This is a genomic window from Mucilaginibacter mallensis (genome assembly GCF_900105165.1).
GTDB classification, from domain to species: Bacteria; Bacteroidota; Bacteroidia; order Sphingobacteriales; family Sphingobacteriaceae; genus Mucilaginibacter; species Mucilaginibacter mallensis.
Map to the genome: position 1 here is coordinate 4424773 of NZ_LT629740.1, position 19404 is coordinate 4444176.

Annotated in this window: 20 protein-coding genes; 11 read left to right on the forward strand and 9 right to left on the reverse strand. The window is 41.8% G+C overall.

The window, feature by feature from the left end; translation table 11 throughout:
* Positions 1–153: 153 nt before the first annotated feature.
* Positions 154–660 carry a GNAT family N-acetyltransferase gene (locus tag BLU33_RS17780; protein WP_091376074.1) on the reverse strand — a complete coding sequence of 169 codons (507 nt, stop codon included), beginning with the start codon at positions 658–660 and terminating at the stop codon, positions 154–156.
* A 501-nt stretch (positions 661–1161) separates the two neighbouring features.
* Between BLU33_RS17780 and BLU33_RS25180 the strand changes: the two genes are divergently transcribed.
* Positions 1162–1302 carry a hypothetical protein gene (locus BLU33_RS25180; protein ID WP_157682222.1) on the forward strand — a complete coding sequence of 47 codons (141 nt, stop codon included), beginning with the start codon at positions 1162–1164 and terminating at the stop codon, positions 1300–1302.
* A 183-nt stretch (positions 1303–1485) separates the two neighbouring features.
* Here the strand turns inward: BLU33_RS25180 and BLU33_RS17785 are convergent, their stop codons facing one another.
* Genes BLU33_RS17785 through guaA form a run of 3 tightly spaced genes read right to left on the reverse strand, consistent with a single transcriptional unit; the run spans position 1486 to position 5367 of the window.
* Complete coding sequence (locus BLU33_RS17785; protein ID WP_091376077.1) at positions 1486–2646, reverse strand: RsmB/NOP family class I SAM-dependent RNA methyltransferase; 1161 nt, start codon at positions 2644–2646, stop codon at positions 1486–1488.
* A complete protein-coding gene (locus BLU33_RS17790) occupies positions 2643–3881 on the reverse strand; it encodes an ABC transporter substrate-binding protein (RefSeq protein WP_091376080.1) in 1239 nt (412 codons plus the stop codon). The genes BLU33_RS17785 and BLU33_RS17790 overlap by 4 nt, the downstream gene beginning before the upstream one ends.
* On the reverse strand, positions 3838–5367 hold the full coding sequence (gene guaA / locus BLU33_RS17795) for a glutamine-hydrolyzing GMP synthase (protein ID WP_091376084.1): 1530 nt from the start codon (positions 5365–5367) through the stop codon (positions 3838–3840). The genes BLU33_RS17790 and guaA overlap by 44 nt, the downstream gene beginning before the upstream one ends.
* Positions 5368–5621: 254 nt before the next feature.
* Between guaA and BLU33_RS17800 the strand changes: the two genes are divergently transcribed.
* On the forward strand, positions 5622–5990 hold the full coding sequence (locus BLU33_RS17800) for a VOC family protein (RefSeq protein WP_091376087.1): 369 nt from the start codon (positions 5622–5624) through the stop codon (positions 5988–5990).
* 69 nt (positions 5991–6059) lie between these two features.
* Here BLU33_RS17800 and BLU33_RS17805 read toward each other — a convergent pair whose 3' ends face one another.
* Positions 6060–6692, reverse strand: coding sequence for a porin family protein (locus BLU33_RS17805; protein ID WP_091376090.1), 633 nt, complete (start codon positions 6690–6692; stop codon positions 6060–6062).
* A 189-nt stretch (positions 6693–6881) separates the two neighbouring features.
* Here BLU33_RS17805 and BLU33_RS17810 point away from each other — a divergent pair, with 189 nt between their 5' ends.
* From BLU33_RS17810 to BLU33_RS17830, 5 genes are all read left to right on the forward strand, one after another.
* Positions 6882–7736: a bifunctional helix-turn-helix domain-containing protein/methylated-DNA--[protein]-cysteine S-methyltransferase gene (locus BLU33_RS17810; protein ID WP_091376092.1), complete on the forward strand. Its 855-nt coding sequence runs from the start codon at positions 6882–6884 to the stop codon at positions 7734–7736.
* A 401-nt stretch (positions 7737–8137) separates the two neighbouring features.
* Complete coding sequence (locus BLU33_RS17815; protein ID WP_091376095.1) at positions 8138–8845, forward strand: 2OG-Fe(II) oxygenase; 708 nt, start codon at positions 8138–8140, stop codon at positions 8843–8845.
* Between the two features lie 308 nt (positions 8846–9153).
* Positions 9154–9306 (forward strand): hypothetical protein, encoded by a 153-nt coding sequence (locus tag BLU33_RS25185; RefSeq protein ID WP_157682224.1) that lies wholly within the window; start codon positions 9154–9156, stop codon positions 9304–9306.
* Positions 9307–9621: 315 nt separating this feature from the next.
* The gene (locus BLU33_RS17825; RefSeq protein WP_091376101.1) at positions 9622–10893 is read left to right on the forward strand and encodes a metallophosphoesterase; all 1272 of its coding nucleotides are present in this window, start codon (positions 9622–9624) and stop codon (positions 10891–10893) included.
* Positions 10894–11064: 171 nt separating this feature from the next.
* Positions 11065–11292, forward strand: coding sequence for a hypothetical protein (locus BLU33_RS17830; RefSeq protein WP_091376103.1), 228 nt, complete (start codon positions 11065–11067; stop codon positions 11290–11292).
* Between the two features lie 159 nt (positions 11293–11451).
* On the opposite strand, the gene BLU33_RS17835 is transcribed toward BLU33_RS17830, so the two are convergent.
* Positions 11452–13206, reverse strand: coding sequence for a lysophospholipid acyltransferase family protein (locus BLU33_RS17835; protein ID WP_091376106.1), 1755 nt, complete (start codon positions 13204–13206; stop codon positions 11452–11454).
* A 79-nt stretch (positions 13207–13285) separates the two neighbouring features.
* On the opposite strand from BLU33_RS17835, the gene BLU33_RS17840 reads away from it, so the two are divergent.
* Both BLU33_RS17840 and BLU33_RS17845 read left to right on the forward strand, forming a co-directional pair.
* A complete protein-coding gene (locus BLU33_RS17840; RefSeq protein WP_091376128.1) occupies positions 13286–14155 on the forward strand; it encodes a ComEA family DNA-binding protein in 870 nt (289 codons plus the stop codon).
* Positions 14152–14679 (forward strand): adenine phosphoribosyltransferase, encoded by a 528-nt coding sequence (locus tag BLU33_RS17845; protein ID WP_091376130.1) that lies wholly within the window; start codon positions 14152–14154, stop codon positions 14677–14679. Before BLU33_RS17840 ends, BLU33_RS17845 begins: the two co-directional genes overlap by 4 nt.
* Positions 14680–15388: 709 nt before the next feature.
* Here BLU33_RS17845 and BLU33_RS17850 read toward each other — a convergent pair.
* Together BLU33_RS17850 and BLU33_RS17855 are read right to left on the reverse strand one after the other, a co-directional pair.
* The gene (locus BLU33_RS17850; protein ID WP_091376132.1) at positions 15389–15958 is read right to left on the reverse strand and encodes a MarC family protein; all 570 of its coding nucleotides are present in this window, start codon (positions 15956–15958) and stop codon (positions 15389–15391) included.
* A gap of 98 nt (positions 15959–16056) precedes the next feature.
* Complete coding sequence (locus tag BLU33_RS17855) at positions 16057–17586, reverse strand: amino acid permease (RefSeq protein ID WP_091376135.1); 1530 nt, start codon at positions 17584–17586, stop codon at positions 16057–16059.
* 232 nt (positions 17587–17818) lie between these two features.
* On the opposite strand from BLU33_RS17855, the gene BLU33_RS17860 reads away from it, so the two are divergent.
* A complete protein-coding gene (locus BLU33_RS17860; protein WP_091376139.1) occupies positions 17819–18037 on the forward strand; it encodes a hypothetical protein in 219 nt (72 codons plus the stop codon).
* Between the two features lie 156 nt (positions 18038–18193).
* Positions 18194–18769, forward strand: coding sequence for a YceI family protein (locus tag BLU33_RS17865; protein ID WP_091376142.1), 576 nt, complete (start codon positions 18194–18196; stop codon positions 18767–18769).
* Positions 18770–18823: 54 nt separating this feature from the next.
* Here the strand turns inward: BLU33_RS17865 and BLU33_RS17870 are convergent, their stop codons facing one another.
* Entirely contained in the window at positions 18824–19297 is a 474-nt protein-coding gene (locus BLU33_RS17870) for a DUF2147 domain-containing protein (protein WP_091376145.1), read from the reverse strand.
* Between the last annotated feature and the right edge of the window lie 107 nt (positions 19298–19404).

Sequence of the window (19404 nt, forward strand, 5' to 3'; positions counted from 1 at the left end):
CAGAGGCCTTTGCCCACATGCTTCGACTACCGCTCAGCATGACAGCTTACGCATATTGATCCTATAATCGAGGTTTATTTGGTTCCTGACAATGACTTGATGCAATCGTGAAGCTTTCTTGATACCTGCTATCAGCTACTTGATACTAAAAAACTAATTCAAAATCATCTCCATAAATATCAAATCCAGCCATCTATCAAACTTAAAACCGACCTCCTTAAACCGCGCTACCTCTTCAAACCCGAATTTCTGGTGCAATAACAGGCTTATTTCATTCTCGCTGTCTATTCCGGCTATCAGCGCGTGCATATTTGCATTCCGAGCCAGGGTGATGATTTCGCTGAGTAATATTTTGCTGATGCCTTGTCCGCGTTTATCCTTACGCACATATACCGAATGCTCTACTGTAAACCGATAACATGGCCAAACACGAAAATGTCCGTAAGTGCCAAAACCGACTATTACACCATCCTGCTCCGCCACAATAACCGGAAAACCTGCCTCCTTACGCTCTTTGAACCATGTGGCACGCATCTCCAGCGTATGTGGCATTTCGCTGTACACGGCAGTGGTGGTGAGTATCACATCATTATAGATATCGAGAATTTGGGGCAGATCCTGCTCCACGGCATCTCTTATGGTTATGGATGATGAATGCATAAGCTAATATAATAAGGATTTACTGGACTTCAGTTGCAAACTGGAAATCATTCAGAACTCGATAACATTCTCATCCTAAGGCTTCAGTTGCAAACTGAAGCCAGTACGGATCCATAGCGACGAGGTTGCTGCGTCGTTCCTCCTCGCAATGACATTTTTAAATAACGTAAAATGACTATCCGTTTGTTGTAACAAAAACTAACTATTCTGAAATAAATTGTTTTTTAAAATTTATTAAGCTAATCTTTAAATAATCTTTACAGAAAGTGGTGACAGTTGTAAAGCAAAGGATCGTATACTCACCTTAATCATTTAAACAAATGGTTGATTTTAAGAAAAATTGGTTAACTTATCTCACAAAGTTTTTATTTGCATGTGCTTTAATTTATTTAACACACATTTTAAAGTAAGATAATTAGCCTTCACCCTAATTACTCCGCAAAAGTAATTAGGGATTTTTTGTTACAACAAACGGATAGTCATTTAACGTAAATAAAAAGCGTGGCCCTGACAACAAGGGCGGCCCAGCGTTGGCGGGAATGCCGGTTTAGCTTTTTGGGTGATGTGAGGCACGAAGGTGCCGAACAGCGAAAAAAGCGTGAAGAACCGGCAGGGAGTGCAGAAGCATCCTTGTTGTCTTGACTTTTTGGTTCTTTTGTGTCAAGACAAAAGAACTAGGGCTCCGCGCCCATGAGCGGCTTCAAGCGATATTTAACCGTGAGTATAGTTGCAAACTGGAAAATCATTGAGGATCAAACAAGCATCGTCATCTCAAGGCTTCAGTTGCAAACTGAAGCCAGTGCAGAGAGAAAGAAGAATTTAGGCTTATGGGCTCAGCCTCGCCACAAACATCGTATCAGCCTTATTAGTATAACCTTTTAACACCTGTTGTTCCTCTAATTTCAACCCTAACTCTTTAACTAAAAACTCAACCACATCCTCGTTTTCTGCTTTAAAGGCTGAACAAGTGATGTAAATAAGCGGTTTGCCGGGTTTTAGGAACTTCACCACGTTGCGGGCAATGTTTTGCTGTAGCTTTTGGAAGAATTCTATTTTCTGCGGATTAAACTGGGCGATCATCTCCGGTGTACGGCCCCAGGTGCCTGAACCACTGCACGGGGCATCGAGAATGATCCCGTCGAACTCATAATCATGCAAAACCTGATCGGGGTTTTGGGTAAGGTCGAGGAGTTTTTTCTGGTACTTGCGCAAACCGCCTTGCTGAAAGCGCTCATCCAGGTTAGTTAATATAGATTCACGGATATCGGACACCACCAGTTTAATATCGGGTTCCAGCTCATGCAGCAGCAACGATTTACCACCCGAAGCAGCGCAGGCATCCCACCACTGATCCCATTTTTGAGGTTTAAAGTAGTTGGCCGTTTGTTGTGACGAATAATCCTGCACCTCAAACCAATGCTGGTTCGGGAAAACAGTTTCCAAACGGGTACCGTTGGGCAGCGAGAAGCAGCCATTGCCCTCATCCTTAAAAGCGATCTCGGCTTTATTCAGTTCGACTTTTACCAGGTGGTCGTAGCCGTTATGCACATGTATAAAAAGATCGGGCTGTACAAAAAACGACTTCAAAAAAGCATTCTTATCAATCCCTCCCGAGATCTGTGCCGACCACGGAAAAACATCACCCAAATTAAAATCCTTATAAGCCGCCTTTACCAACGCCAGTTTTTCATTAATGCTAAAAGCTATACATGCCGCCCAATCCGGTTTAAAATGCTGCAGAAAGGAGTTTATCTGTGTATTGCACAAAAATTCTGCAATTACAAGGCGCTCATCGGCTGGGAGATTTGGCAGGGCATTACCTAATCGAAAGTAATTATAGATCAAACGGTTGGCAACCCGCCTGTCGGTCGACCCCATTTGTTTGTTCTGGCGATAAAAACCGGGTAGGAATTTGCTTAGAGGCGTTTCGGCCGGGTACTCTTCTAAAATCCGCTGAAATGTCTTAAGCTGGTTTATCGCCTTCATTGTACCTGTTTTAATTCAAAATTAGTATATAATAACAGGTTTACATGTGTGTTAACCCAACCCGTACCGGTTTTCTTTATAAAATGGAAATCATTATGCAAGCCGGTAAAATCTGTACTACCCAAATTCTTTAAATTATCTGTACCCAGCAATTGCCCAAAATACAAGCCCTCATCAAAGCCTTTTACAGCATAACTGGTAGGCTCAGTATGGTATGTATTACGGTATTTTCGGATAAAAGTTATAGTTTGCGCAGCTTTATAATCCACATGATCGGCAGCAGTTATATGTGTTTTTAGATGCTGCAAAATATTGGTATTTAAAAAAGAAAAACGCGCCCAGCTTGGGTGACCAAACACAGTTACCGGGTAATGCTTCAATAAGGTATCTAATGATCGTAAGGTAACTGTTAAAAATGCCTGGTCGGTTGAGGGAATAACAAACACATTTTGTTTGGTTCTGGAAAGCTGCGTAATCAACGGACTCAGCTGCCCTTTCTTCACCGTTAGCGTTATTACTTTTATATGTTTTCCACTCAAACTGTCGATAGCTTTTGTAAAAGGAATAATATAATCATTATCAACGCTATAGCCTGATTGCAGTATAAAAACCTTTTGTGGCTTCACCTGGTCATTTATGTACTGTGCCGTACACCATGCATGGTAGTCCAGCGGTGGGTTAACTGTTACTAAATTCTGATTATTAAAGGTAGACGGCGACTCCGGCGAGAGCGGCGAAACAATCGGCTTACGCGCGCTGGTGAGCACTGAGATAAAAGCCTTCATATCATCCGGAAAAACCGGGCCGACAATCAAATCGCTTGCCCTTACTTGTGGGTTATAGGCCAGTTTATGCGCCAGCGCAGGGTCATCCTTTGAATCGTATAGCTGTAATTTATAGTTATAGCCATATGAGGTAAGTGAATCCAACGCGAGCTTAAAGCCAAGGTAATAATCGGCAGCTATACGAGCTTTTTTTAGGCTGATATCAGTATAAGCCGCTCCCGGCCCAATATGATCCAGTCCGAAAGGCAGCAATAATGATATTACCGATACTTTTGGCGCAGTTGGCTTTGCAGGCGGCGGAACAACTTTTACAGGTGCTTCGGGTGATTTTACAGGTGTGGGTACCGGCCGCAATTTAGGCGAACAGGCACCCACTATCAGTGCTATTACTAAAAATAATAAACCCCTACTCCCACTCAATGGTTGCAGGCGGTTTCGAACTGATGTCATATACTACCCGGTTAATTCCTTTTACGTTATTGATAATATCGTTTGATATCTTAGCCAGCAGGTCATAAGGCAAATGGCACCAATCGGCGGTCATACCGTCCAGTGATTCCACTGCTCTCAGGCAAATTACGTTCTCGTAAGTACGTTCATCACCCATTACCCCTACCGACTGTACCGGCAAAAATATTGCGCCGGCCTGCCAAACTTTATCATAAACACCATAAGAGCGCAAATTGTTGATATAAATCGCATCTGCTTCCTGTAATATTTGAACTTTCTCAGGTGTAACATCACCCAAAATTCTAATAGCCAATCCCGGGCCCGGGAACGGATGGCGGCCCAGTATATTCGGATCGATACCTAAAGCTTTGCCAACCCTGCGCACTTCATCCTTAAATAAAGTATTCAGCGGCTCAACTACCTTCAGTTTCATAAAATCAGGCAAACCACCTACGTTATGGTGCGATTTTATAGTAGCCGACGGACCTTTAACCGATACCGACTCAATAACGTCAGGGTAAATAGTACCCTGGCCCAGCCATTTTACATCAGTTACCTGGTGAGCCTCATCATCAAACACCTCGATGAAAACGCGGCCAATTGCTTTTCGTTTTTTCTCCGGATCGCTTATGCCTGCCAAAGCATCGTAAAAGCGACTTTTGGCATCAACCCCTTTTATATTAAGGCCCATGTGCTGATATGAATCCAGTACCGATTGGTACTCATCCTTGCGCAGCAAGCCGTTATCAACAAAAATGCAATGCAGGTTTTTGCCGATAGCATGGTGCAGCAATACCGCCGCAACAGATGAATCAACACCGCCCGATAAGCCTAATACTACTTTATCATCACCCAGTTTTTCTTTCAGGTTGGCAATGGTGCTTTCTATGAAAGAATCCGGTGTCCAGTCCTGTGAACATCCGCAGATATCAACCAAAAAGTTTTGCAGCAATTGCTTGCCGTCAATACTGTGGGTAACCTCCGGATGAAACTGTATACCGAAAGTTTCGGTACCTTTTATATGGTAAGCGGCAACTTTAACGGTATCAGTACTGGCAATAATTTCAAAATCGTCGCCGACACGGGCAATGGTATCCGCGTGGCTCATCCAAACTTGTGATTCAAGGGGGATATTTTTAAACAATTTATTTTCCTGGTCGATATAGTGCAGGTTGGCCCTTCCGTATTCGCGTGTACTTGATTTCATTACCTCGCCGCCATTGTTGTGCGCAATGTGCTGTGCACCATAGCAAACACCTAAAAGCGGTAAAGTTTTATGGAACTTTTTAAAATCGAAGTTTGGCGCGTCATCCTGGCGCACAGAATACGGACTGCCTGAAAGGATAATACCTTTTACAGTGCTGTCAACTTCAGGAACATGATTAAAGGGGTGGATCTCGCAGTAAATATTGAGCTCCCTGACACGGCGCGCTATCAATTGAGTAAACTGAGAGCCGAAGTCAAGAATGAGGATTTTTTCTTGCATGGGCAAAGATAGGTTTTTGCGCCGGATTTTAAATAAAAGGTTTATAAAATTCGAATTTCACGCCCGTTCAAGCGTCCACGCTTGAATGCAGAAAATTTTAAGCGTCCACGCTTAACCCTTACGCAAGCGTGGACGCTTGCACGAGTATATGATTCAAGCGTGGACGCTTGAACCGGCGATCTGATTTGAAACATTTTTAAGAGGATTTATTTATCTTCATAAAAGCTAAAATTTTAATTAATTACCAAATTATTATGCTGAAATATTGTATACCGGTTATCCCCAGCGCCGACTTACATAAAAGCCTGCGCTTTTGGGTAGAAGGTCTCGGCCTGATCGTAGACCAGGAAATGTGGCATGAAGACAAACTGGTTGGCTGCATGGTTCATAACGAGACCTTGTATTTCTGGCTCAACCAACGCGCAGGCGCACCGATACCAGAAGCTTACGAAGGTATCCGGCTTTATTGGACACCGACAGATATTGAAGCCACACGTGAACGAATAAAAGTGATGGGCTATACGGTATCTGAAATAGAGTTAAGGGACTATGGCCAAACCGAATTCTTTGTGACCGATGATGATGGCTATTCACACTGTTTTGGTGTCCCTACCCAAACCTAACACATAGTAGTATAAAAAAATAGCGATGGGTTTGAAACCCATCGCTATTAAAAATATGGTAAATATCAGTTATTGAAAATTGATACCTATGTTAAAGCTTTCTCTTAAATTCTGATAAGTACCGTCAGATTGTTTAAATACGTTTACAACACCGCCTTGCCCATCATATTCAATAAAGAACTTGGCTTTGTCTGATATCGGGATCTTGATACCAATACCCAGTGCTATACCACCGTCAACACTATTGATGGAATTTTTTACGTCAATATTGTCGGTGGTTTCTTTAGCGCTTGTTAAAAAGCCTACGTAAGGGCCAAAATTTAAATACCAGTTGCGGGTTCTGCCGAAATGCCAGTTTGCCATAACTGGTACAGTGATATAATTCAGTTTAAATTTCACATCCTGGTAATCATATGAAGGTGTAGAAATGTAACCGTTGCCCCAGCCTTTTTGATCGTACAGTACCTTTACTTTAAGGCTCCATCTGTCTGAAAAATAATGATCGGCTGAAACGCCAACGTTGAAACCGCTTACAAAATCGCTGCTATAACCATAGCCCGTATTGCTTTCAATAATGTAAGCGCTGCTATAGCCCACGCCTATGCCAAATTCGGTACGGCCTACTTGTTGTGAAAATTGTTGTGCGTAACTTAAGCTGTAAAAGCTTAATACAATAACTAGTGTAGTAAGGATTTTTTTCATGAAATTGTGATTTTTTTAAGGTGTGCAAATATATATAGAATTTCGGAATTAGGATTTTCGATTTCGGATATGAAATAAAACTTACCTTTAGTTAATATTAATTCGTAGTCTTATTTAATAAAACATAGCAAGTTCCGGGTTTTACAGGCGGTGTTTCCAGGGTAATTTTGTTGTATAAATTTTAAGATGATGAACACACAGGAAACCATAAATTACAACCGCATTGCCGAAGCGATAAATTATATAAAGCTGAACTTTAAAGATCAGCCCGACCTGGACCAGGTTGCCGAAAAGATAAACCTGAGCCCATTCCATTTTCAAAGATTGTTTACCGATTGGGCTGGTATCAGTCCCAAGAAATTCATCCAATACCTTAGCCTTGAATACGCAAAAGGTATTCTAAAAGAAAAAAACGCCACCCTGTTTGATACCGCCTATGAAACCGGCCTCTCGGGCACCGGCCGCCTGCACGATCTGTTTATTAATTTAGTGGGGATGACACCCGCCGAGTACAAAAACGGCGGTGCAGCACTTAACATTAACTATAGCTTTGCCGAAAGTCCGTTCGGGAACATTATTGTGGCATCAACCCCAAAAGGTATTTGCTATATGGCTTTCGCCGATGACCGGAACGAAGCATTTGAACTTTTACAACAACAATTCCCTAATGCAACGTACAACCAGGTAACCGATACCCTGCAGCAAAATGCGTTGTTTATTTTTCAGAAAGACTGGTCGCAGTTATCAACCATAAAGCTGCATTTAAAGGGCACCGATTTTCAGCTGAAGGTTTGGGAAGCCCTGCTTAAAATACCCATGGGCGGTTTAAGCACTTACTCAGCCATCGCCCAAAAAATTGAATCGCCATTGGCCAACAGGGCCGTGGGCAGCGCGGTAGGTGATAATCCCGTAGCATTCCTGATCCCCTGCCACCGGGTAATAAAATCGACCGGCGAGATTGGGCAATATCACTGGGGCAGCACACGCAAATCAGCCATTATAGGCTGGGAAGCAGCACAGGTGGATCTGATAAAATCAGCATAATAAATAATAACCGCCTTACCCTCTTTCCGCCGCAGGGAAGAGAGGGTGGTCGAGCGAAGCAACGACCGGGTGAGTCGGTGGAGCGCGTTACAGTTCCCCTCTTGAGAGGGGTTAGGGGTGTGTTATTGAAGCAAATAAACACCAACCATGTCATGCTGAATTTGTTTCAGAATGATGGTTAATTTGGGCGTTACCTGCGGCCCGGGCTGTACGCTCATACTGCACAGGCCTTAGCCACCAGGCCGGTATCCACTTCCATCCCTAACGCAGGCTTCAACGCGCTCCGCCAACTCACCCCGACTACGCTCCGCTGGTCGACCCTCTCTCCGACAAGTCGGAAAGAGGGTTAGAAACATAAATTATTTTTAACTTACATTATCTACACTATCAATACACAAACCATGAACATACCGTCAACAATAAAGACTCATAACTGGGACCAGGCCACAACTGATCTTAACAACACCGGCTATGCCATATTGCCTGAAGTATTAACAGCTGCTGAATGCGATGAGTTGGTGCAGCAATACACCAACGATACCCTTTTCCGCAAAACGGTTGTAATGGAACGCCACCAGTATGGCAAAGGCGAATATAAATATTATGCATATCCCCTATTGCCCGTAATACAACAACTACGGGAAAATGTGTATCCCAAACTGGCGCCCGTAGCCAATGGATGGATGGATGCCCTGAATAAGCCAACCCGTTTTCCGGATACGTTAGCGCAGTTATTGGAGCATTGCCATGCAAACGGGCAGCTTAAACCAACGGCATTAATACTGCAGTATGCCAAAGGCGGTTTTAACGCCCTCCACCAGGATTTGTATGGCGATGTCTTCTTCCCCATGCAGATGGTTATATTTTTGGACGAGGTAGGTAAAGATTATGAGGGTGGCGAATTTGTATTGATAGAGCAAAAGCCAAGGGCGCAGTCGAAAGCCATAGTATTAAAACCAGCTAAGGGCGATATGCTGATATTCACCACTAATTTCAGGGCGGCAAAGGGTAATAATGGCTATCACCGGGTAAACATGAAACATGGTGTAAGCGAGATAACCGAAGGCAGCAGGCATACACTCGGCATTATTTTTCATGATGCAAAATGAATATAAAGGCTGAAGGATAAGTTAACCTTTGGCCCGTAATTTGGCTGCCTGATTAATGCAGACAAGAACAAAGTATCCTCTTTTGTATACACTATCCGGATAAACATTATTGTAAAGATCAGTATTACCCTCCTCATTCTTTTAACAGAATAAAAGCTAATTTTACGGCTACCTAAGAAGCAAAATAGCTAAAAACCATCCTATTTTCTTTTGTAACATTTATACTGTAACAACTGCTTTGGAATACCTCTCCGGTGCTTATGGCGTGCTATTTGGTATTGTTTAGATAACATTTACAATACACTATCATGAAAAAGTACATAACAAGAATCATCGCGCTGCTGCTATTGGCAACAGCTATTTCAAGCTGTTCAGTTGAATACAGGCAACGCCATCATCATGATGGATATGATCACAACGGCGGAGACAATCATGAACATGATCATGACAATCACCAATAATCTCTAAAACAAACAAAAACACAATCTATGAAATACTTAAAAATAATGTTATTTGCCGTAGTAATGGCATTTACATTCGGAAGCGCAAGTTGTTGTACAGGCAAGAGTTGGCGGCGGTCATGATTATTATTATCACCACCACCACTATCATCACCGCAGTTGGAGACATAATCACTGGCAATATAGATAGTATTACCAAAACGGCCCCGCTTATCACGGGGCCGTTTTCTTTTATGCCTTTTTTATACCATAACAGCTTAAATTTTACGAAGTAATTAACTTAGCTTTTATAAATTGCAAGCCTATATATTATATATGCATAACAGAAGCGGTATATTTACCTTCTTTTTACTCATAGCTGCTATCAGCCTGGTATTTGATTGGTATGTTTTTTCAGGATTAAAAACCCTCACCGCCGACTGGCAATCAGCCCGCATGCGCAAGTTAACAACATGGGGCTACCTGGTAATATCTGTTGGTATAACTTTTTTATTTGTTGGCGGCCTTGAAAGTTTTAATTCCGCGCAGGGCATGACACCCTATCACGAGTATACGCTCAGTTTTTTTATTACTTTTCTCATCACTAAAATAGTTTTTGCTATCATACTTTTCCTCGGCGACTCTGGCAGGTTTGTTTATGGGCTGGTGCACGGGATCACTCATTCAGCGCCAAAAAAAACTAAGGGACCCTATTTTCCGGCAAGGCGCAAGTTTATAAGCGAAATTGCTGTAATAACCGCTGCTTTTCCCTTTACCGCATTTTTATATGCCATGGTAGCCGGAAAATACGACTACAAAGTACACAGGCAAACCATCTATTACGACGAACTGCCCGATGCTTTTGACGGCTTTACGATAACACAGATATCAGATATCCACTCCGGCAGTTTTGACAATACCCATGCCGTGCAAAAAGGCATAAACCTGGCCAACGCGCAAAAAAGCGACCTGTTTGTTTTTACCGGCGATCTGGTAAACAATGCCGCCTGGGAAATTGAAAAATACATTGATCATTTTAAACAGCTAAAAGCGCCATTCGGTCAGTTTTCCATACTCGGTAATCATGATTATGGCGATTATATTCTATGGAACAACGATGCCGAAAAAGCCGCTAACCTTGTTAAACTTAAACAGCACCATGCCGAGCTAGGCTATCGTTTATTAATGGATGAGAACGTAGTACTTGAAAAAGGCGGGCAAAAGATCTCCTTAATAGGGGTACAAAACTGGGGTAAGGGCTTTATACAACTCGGCGATCTGGATAAGGCGTTGAAAGGGGTTGACGCAGATGCCTTTAAAATACTACTATCGCATGATCCTACCCATTGGGAAGAAAAAGTGCGTTATCACCCTACTGATATCCATCTTACCCTGGCTGGTCATACACACGGCGCGCAGTTTGGTGTGGAAACAGCCGGTTTCAGGTGGAGCCCTGTACAGTACAAATACCTGGATTGGGCTGGCCTTATCAACCAAAGAAACCGCTACCTGTACGTGAACCGCGGCTTCGGCTTCCTGGCCTTCTCGGGCAGGCTCGGCATATGGCCGGAAATTACGGTTATAACACTGAAGAAGAAGATAGCATAATATATCTTTAAAATCTTAAGAGGTGGGTGTCATACTGAGCGCTAGTCGAAGTATGTGGGCAGGCCTCTACGCTCATACTTCGACTAGCGCTCAGCATGACACCCCTTTGCGTTCTACTTCCAAACAAATTCCATTTTAAATGCTTTTATAAATACATTTAAAGCACTTACAATGACAATCCGTGATACAAAACAAATAGGCAAACAGGATAATGTAAATAATAATAAAGGCTCCTATTTAACTAAAGAAAACTGGGAGGTGATGAAGCCCTTTGTACACTTTTCGGCAAAAGCATTATTGGCGGTAGGTTCAACACTCTATGCTGTTGTGAGGCTGATACCAAAAGCTATAGCGCATAAATCCGAAGACGGGAAGAGTGATAAGGTGATAAAAATATAAGCCTTATTCTCTATTCTGACTTACCGTGTTAGGGATTGAAGCGGATATCGGCCTGTGAATAAGGCCTGCAGGCGTTTGAGCGTAAAGCCCGACCCGCAGGGGAACACCCCAATAAATATCGTATAACACACCCCTAACCCCCCTCAAGAGGGGAACCAACTAAAGGTTCTTCGCCAGTTTCTCCAGCATCTCCTGCGGTACCTTCTCAAAATCAAGCACCAGGAAACCATCTAAGCAATCAGCAAATTTGGGGTCGATGTTAAAGCAGATGATGTTGGCATTAAGCGCTATGTACTGCCTTAACAATACCGGCACCTTCATGCTCCGGGTTTCCACTTCTGATATCAGGTCGTCGAGGTTTTTAAAACTATCTTCACCCGCCATCAGCACATCAGTATCAATCTTCGAGAAATCAACCTTAAACTTTTTGCGTGGCTTAACATATTGTGCCATCTCGTGGTCGAAGTGGTTACGATTGATGTAATCCACAATCAACGACTTAGAGAATTTAGAGAATGAATTGCTGATACTCACCGGCCCTATCAGATAACGGTAGCGTGGGTTATCTATCAAAAACTTAAATATGCCCTTCCATAATAAAAACAGCGGCAACGGTTTTTGCTGATATTCCTTGCGAATAAAGGAACGCCCCAATTCAATGCTTTTTTTAAGCACAGGGATCAGTTGCGCCTTAATCTTAAACAACTCGGCTACATAAAAGCCATTTTTACCCAGGCTGTAAAATATCTCGTCGCCCAAACCTATACGATAAGCGCCTACAATCAGCTTTGCTTCGGTATCCCAAATAAACAGGTGGTTGTAGTAAATATCATATTCATCCAGGTCGACAGCTTTATTGGTACCCTCACCTATTTCACGGAAAGTGATCTCCCGCAAGCGCCCTATCTCACGTATGATATTAGGTATAACCGATGTAGGTACAATAAATACCTCGTAATTTTTCTCATGCCAAACACGGTAGGTATCACGCAAGGGTTCAACTTCCTTCTCTAAAACATTTGCCGGCATTTCAGGTGCAAAAGCCTCAGGCAGCTTCTTAATTTTGAAAAGATTACGCGGGTTAAAAAGTTTCTTCTCTTCCTCAAGCCCCGTACCTAAAGCATAGGTGCGTGCCCTTAAAAAATTAAGCAATTTAGTGCTATTGTTATATTCGGGATAATCGGCAACGTTAATAGGTTTGCCTATACGCAGTGTTATAGTATCGCCTTGTTTATTAAACAATTCGGATGGCAGTTTAGCCGTGCGTAATGCCGGATGTATAATGCTCAGTACATTAAACAGCAAGCCATTATTACCATGGAAATAGATAGGAACCACCGGTACACGGGCCTTAGCTATTATCTTACCTACAACAGGGTGCCACAACCTGTCGGTTACCTGTTGTGTTTCAATTTTAAAGGTTGATACCTCGCCCGCCGGGAAAATGCCAATCGGCGTACCTTGTGATAACAGCTCCAGTGTATTTTTTAACCCACTTATGCTTGATGAATGTTCAATATTTTCAAAGGGGTTTACCGCAATAAAGTAATCACTCAGGTTTGGGATCTTTTTAAGCAAAAAGTTAGCCATCAGCTTGGCATCAGGCCTAACGGTAAGCAGCATCTTTAAAAGTACCATGCCCTCAATACCACCGTAAGGATGGTTGGCAATGGCTATAAATCCACCGGTTTTGGGTATGTTTCTAAGATCTCGCGGGTCAAATTCTATTTTAATACCGCAGCCTTCCAAAATAGCATCTATAAATTCAATACCTTGTTTGGGTTGCGCCTGAGCAAACAGGTCGTTCACCTGGTTTATTTTCATCAGTTCCATCAGGAATGCTGCAAGCCCCGGCATTTTCAATTTATCCAGTTTTGTGGCTTTAGCAAATTCTTCGGTGGTGATTATTTTCATCTATCGTATTAAAAGATTGTTTTATCTGGCTATAAATATTACCAAATTTATTTAATTTACCCTTGTATTAAAGTCTTTAATGAAATCGCACATAAAAAATTACCTGTCTGTCACCAAAAAAGAATGGAACGGAATGGTTGTGCTGGTTATTTTAATTGCATTGGTGTTATTACTCCCCTACGCATATCAATTCGTCCGCAAAGATAGCACAAAAATTAACGAAACAGATTTTAACAAGGCGGCGGCCCTGTTAAGCAAAGCTCAATCTGATTCATCTGCATACAAAACACCTTCTGATGAAAAGATTGCAAACCCGGTGTTATTCGATTTCAACCCTAATAATTTAACTGCTGCGCAATGGAAACAACTGGGCCTAAGTGAGCATCAAATTAAGATCATCATAAACTATACCTCAAAAGGCGGCCACTTTTACCGCAATACAGATCTGCAAAAAATATACGGCATTACGCCCGATGATTATAAACGACTGGAACCTTATATCGATATCCCGCAAAAGGAGGAATATGCATCGACCAAATTAAAACCCGGCGCAACAGTAGAGGTAAATACTGCCGATTCTGCCCAGCTCACCGAGGTGCGGGGCATAGGTCCATCATTCGCCATGCGTATTATCCGCTACCGCGACAGACTGGGTGGCTTTTACCAAAAGGAACAACTAAAAGATGTTTATGGAGTTGATTCTGTAAAATACGCGGAGATCGCGGACCAGCTTACCCTTAACTCTGCGGCGGTAACTAAATTAAAGATCAACAGTATTTCATTTGAATCGTTAAGGCAATTCCCTTACCTTACTTATAAACAGGCAAATGCGGTTATACAATACCGCGTGCAGCATGGCAATTATACATCAGTAAGTAATATGGAGAATATTGCCATTATAACCCCGGAAATTTTGCATAAAATTGAGCCTTATTTAAGTTTTAAATGATAGCAGACCAAATTAAAGCGGCTGTACGCGATATACCGGATTTCCCGAAGCTGGGCATAATATTTAAGGACATTACCCCTATTTTAAAAGACCCATCCTTATGTCAGGGTATTGTTGATGCCTTTGCCGAAAAACTGGCCGATACCAAAATAGATGTGATAGCGGGCATTGAAAGTCGCGGGTTTTTATTTGGGCTGATGCTGGCTATAAAGCTGGGTGTACCCTTTGTACCCGTGCGTAAAGCTGGTAAACTGCCCTATGCTATCAAACAAAAAGTTTACGAACTGGAATATGGCACTGCCACCATTGAAATGCATACCGATGCCATTGAACCTGGTCAGTATGTTTTAATTCATGATGATTTGCTGGCTACAGGCGGTACTGTTACCGCTGCAAGTGAATTGATCATTGAACTAGGTGGTATTATTAGTGGATTTAGTTTTGTTATTGGCTTAGGATTTTTAAACGGGAAAGAGAAGATTGAGGGTTTGAGTGATAATATTGTGGTGCTGGCAGAGTATTAGAATTGCTTGGCCATTCTCCCGTACTTCTCCAAGCGTCATTGCGAGGTACGAAGCAATCCCCGACTATGCAAGACCGCTTGTACTCGTATTTACTTATCTCGTGGTGTCGCTCATAGCCGCTAAGGCCTATTTCTTTTGTCTTGATACAAAAGAAACAAAAAATCAAGACAAAAAGATCCTTCCGCCCACGGGCAAAACACCCAGGCCCGCGCTTTTTGTCGAGCCTTTACACACTTTTTGAAACGCTCCAAGTAAAATAATTGTTTTTAATGGTATTCATGAGGGCTGCGCCATTTAGGTGAGGCTCCCCGTCAGTAGAACAGCTTCGGGTGAAATCAGGCAAAACGATGGTGGCCTTGCGCGTGGCAGGGCATAGGAAATTTTTGCAGCGCATGGGCCAGTGTGCGCAATATGGTCGCAAAAAGATTCCAGCCCAGGTTTTGCCGGATTTGCAGCACAGAGGCCTTGTGCGGCAAAGAAGCCTAATTTACTAACTTGATTTTTTGCTACCTTTTGTATCAAGACAAAAGTAGTAGCCTCCGCGGCAATGAGCGGCTTCGAGCGACAAGCAAACGCATATGCATAACCGCTCTGTACAGTCGGGGATTATTAATGCTGTGTTTGTTTTCAATGGTATTAATGAGCTCCCTCCGGTCGGTTGTCTTCGTACCTCGTAATGACGCGCGGGGAGAGGAATGAACTACTTCTCTTACAAATGCGTATTACTCCTGAACAACTTAATAGCTATCGCCAATAAAATAATACCAAAAGCCTTACGCAAAATACCTAATCCAGTTTTACCCAAAAGCTTCTCCAGCCATTGTACATTTTTAAGCACCAGGTAAACAAACATGGTATTCAATACAATCCCTACCAAAATATTCTGAGTTTGATATTGTGTTTTAAGGGATAACAAAGTGGTCATGGTGCCAGCCCCGGCAATAAGCGGGAAGGCGATGGGAACTATGGATACCGTTTCGGGCATTTCCTCTTTAAAAAGACGTATACCCAATATCATTTCCATAGCTATAATAAATATAACCAGCGAGCCCGCTATAGCAAATGAGGATACATCCAACCCGATAACATCCAGCAGCTTATCGCCCACAAATAAAAAAACAATCATTAATACCAGTACCGCAATACTTGCCTTTTCCGATTGGATATGCCCAACACGCTGGCGCATTTCAATAATTACGGGTATAGCGCCCAGTATATCAATGATCGCGAAGAGGATCATTGTAACGGAAAGGATTTCTTTGAAAATTAACGGATGCATGGCGTTTTCAATTCAGGTTGTTAAAATTATTTACAAAGATGAGAATAATAAGTAAACAAAAAAGGCGCTGATCTCTCAGCGCCTTGTAAATTATTTTCTTAAGCCATTGGCGGCTCGGGATCTTTCGGGACACTAACTATCCCTTTTCTTATCAGCGAGTGTTTTTTACTGTAGGTAAAGTAAACAACAAAACCAATTGCCATCCATATGATTAAACGCAACCAGTTAAATTCACCTAAACCAACCATCATCAACAAACAAACTATAGCGCCTAATATAGGCACAAACGGAACCCATGGGGTTCTGAACGGGCGTGGCGTATCAGGATCAGATTTTCTGAGGATGATAACACCGATACAAACCAGCATAAAGGCAAATAATGTTCCTATACTCGTCATATCGCCAACTATATCGCCCGGCACAAACGCCGCGAAAAGCCCCACAAACACTAAAAATATGAGGTTTGATTTGTATGGCGTTTTAAATTTAGGGTGTACTGCTGAAAATACAGGCGGCACCAAACCATCTTTCGACATAGAGAAAAACACCCGCGACTGCCCTAAAAGCATCACCAATATTACAGATGAGAATCCGAAAAGTATAGCCACTGTAACAAGTATTGATAACCAGTGATAGCTCTGCATATAAGTATCAATAGTATAAGCTACCGATGCCTCTTTACCTGCGCCTGCAAATTCTTTATAATTAGCTACGCCTGTAAGCACATGGCCAAATAATACATATAATAACGTACATATAGCTAATGAAACCAAAATACCTATAGGCATATCCCTTTTAGGGTTCTTTGCTTCCTGCGCAGCGGTTGATACCGCATCAAAACCTATAAAGGCAAAGAAAACCACACCCGCGGCACTAACGATACCCGACCAGCCAAACTTCCCAAAATCGTGTGTAAAGAAATCCAGAAAGCTTTTTTGACCATGGAACATGGCTACTTCGCCGGTATTTACAGGGATATATGGTGTATGGTTAATAGGTTTCATGTAATTCCACCCTATAGCTATAAACAGTACAACTATAGCAACTTTAACTACTACAATAATTCCATTTAATGTTGCAGACTCCTGTGTGCCACGTATAAGCACCAATGAAAGCACTACTATAATAAATAAGGCTGGGATATTTATGATGCCATGCACACCTTGTAATGACGATTGAAATGGCGAATGGCAAAATTGATAGGGTATATCAACTCCAAAATTTTCTAATAATTTATTGAGGTATTCAGACCACGCTATGGATACAGTGGCGGCCCCAACGGCATATTCAAGCACAAGGTCCCAGCCAATTATCCAGGCTACCATTTCGCCCATTGTGGCGTATGAGTAGGTATAGGCACTCCCCGCAATCGGTATCATGGCGGCAAATTCGGCATAACATAAACCGGCAAGTCCACAGCCTATAGCTGCAAGTATAAATGCCAGGGTAACGGCAGGGCCTGAATGGTCGGCAGCGGCGGCGGCTGTACGTACAAATAAGCCGGCTCCAATAATTGCACCTATTCCTAATGCAACAAGATTACCCGGTCCTAACGTTCGTTTTAATGTTCCTTCGCCTGTTTCCGCTGCTTCCTTTAATAGTAAATTAAGAGGTTTTTTAAATCGCATAAACAGTTTTTTATATAAAGTCAGTTAAGAGCCAAACCTAATTAATTTTATTGATAACATAAAGTGGTGTTTTTAACAATCAATTTGCAAATTTTACCCTAATAATTAATATATTTTTAACCATTTTCGTAATTCTTTATTAAATACTGAACAAAATGAACAAGAATTTGCATTAAAAGAAAATATTGCTTAATTTTATTCTTATAAGTTTTAAAACTCAAATCCTATTCCCATGAAAGAGTTATTAATCTTCCGCATTTTCGCGTTATTCCCGCTTATAGGAACTTTGATTCCTGATTTAGCCGATGGCTTCCACATCTCATTCTCATCCATACCTGCAGAGCATATTATTGTTGATGTAACCTTATTAATATGCATCGCCCTTTGCTCGGCAGGAATAATGGCAACAGAAAACTCTCTGGCAGAATCTGAGCCTACAGCATTGGCTTAATATCATAAAAATGGAATTTTGCTTATCAGCTAAAATTTGCTGATAAACGCCTTTTTTATTGCATTATTTATTTTGACATTGAAATTAGATGTTTAAACAAACAATTTCAATCCTATCACTATCTTTGTCTTAAATATTTTAAATAAATAACCCGCAATGAAAAAAATTATCATTCTTTTAGCCTTTGTAACTATGCAAACGGCTTTATTCGCTCAAGGCACCTGGAAGCTTGACAAAATGCACTCAAGCCTGAAATTTACCGTAACACACTTATCTGTATCTGATGTTGACGGTAACTTTAAAGATTTTGATGTTACCATCACCACTACAAAAGCCGATTTCAGCGATGCTAAATTCAACCTTACAGCTAACGTAGCATCTATCAACACAGATAATGATATGCGTGATGCTGATCTTAAGTCTGACAAGTTCTTTAATGCAGCTGTTAACCCAACCCTTACTTTTGTAAGCACAGGTATTACCAAAACAAAACCTAACCATTACAAGCTAACCGGTAACCTTACCATGCATGGTGTTACTAAAGCAGTCACCATGGACCTTTGGTACCGTGGTACTATTGTTAACCCAATGAGCAAAGCTAATGATGCAGGTTTCCAGTTAACCGGCATTGTAAAACGTACCGACTTTAATTTAGCCGCTTCATATCCTGATGCTATGATCAGCGATGAAATAACTATCAAAGCCGATGGTGAATTTGGCGCAGCTAAATAATCAGCTATTATATTAATTTATAACAGCGCTCTTGCTTTTTGCAGGGCGCTGTTTTTATTTAAGTACTGCCAGATCTTTAGTGCGTGTAAAGGTCATGGTGCGGCCTATAAACTTAAAATGCCAGTATCCTTTTAGTTTCAGTGCGCCCTGTTTATCAATATAGGCCGATGCATTCCATTCCCGGCCGTGCTTGGCATCATATATCATACCTTCTTCCCAGGAATTACTCTTTGGCATATAAACGAGGTTACGCAGCACACTCATGCCCAGTATTTTACGATTTTGCAGTGCTTTATCCGGGTTGTTCTTATCAACCCATTCATGCATCAGCTTATCACTACCGGCATCAAACCAAATTATTTTTGCCTGGTACTCATTATTGACCCTGCAAACCTCTACTATCAGGTTTTTTTCATCTGATACCCACCTGCCGCAAATATCATCAGCAGCCGACTGCGCATAGGCCATTGCATTGATGATCACCAACATAATTACTACCCCGAAACTAAAAGCCAGCTTATTGTTCATACAGGTAATTTTTTCTGCTCGATAACGCTATCACCTTAATGATACATCCCTAAATTACAAAAGTTTTCCGGGGGATTAAAAAGCACAATAAAATACTTTGATTTTGT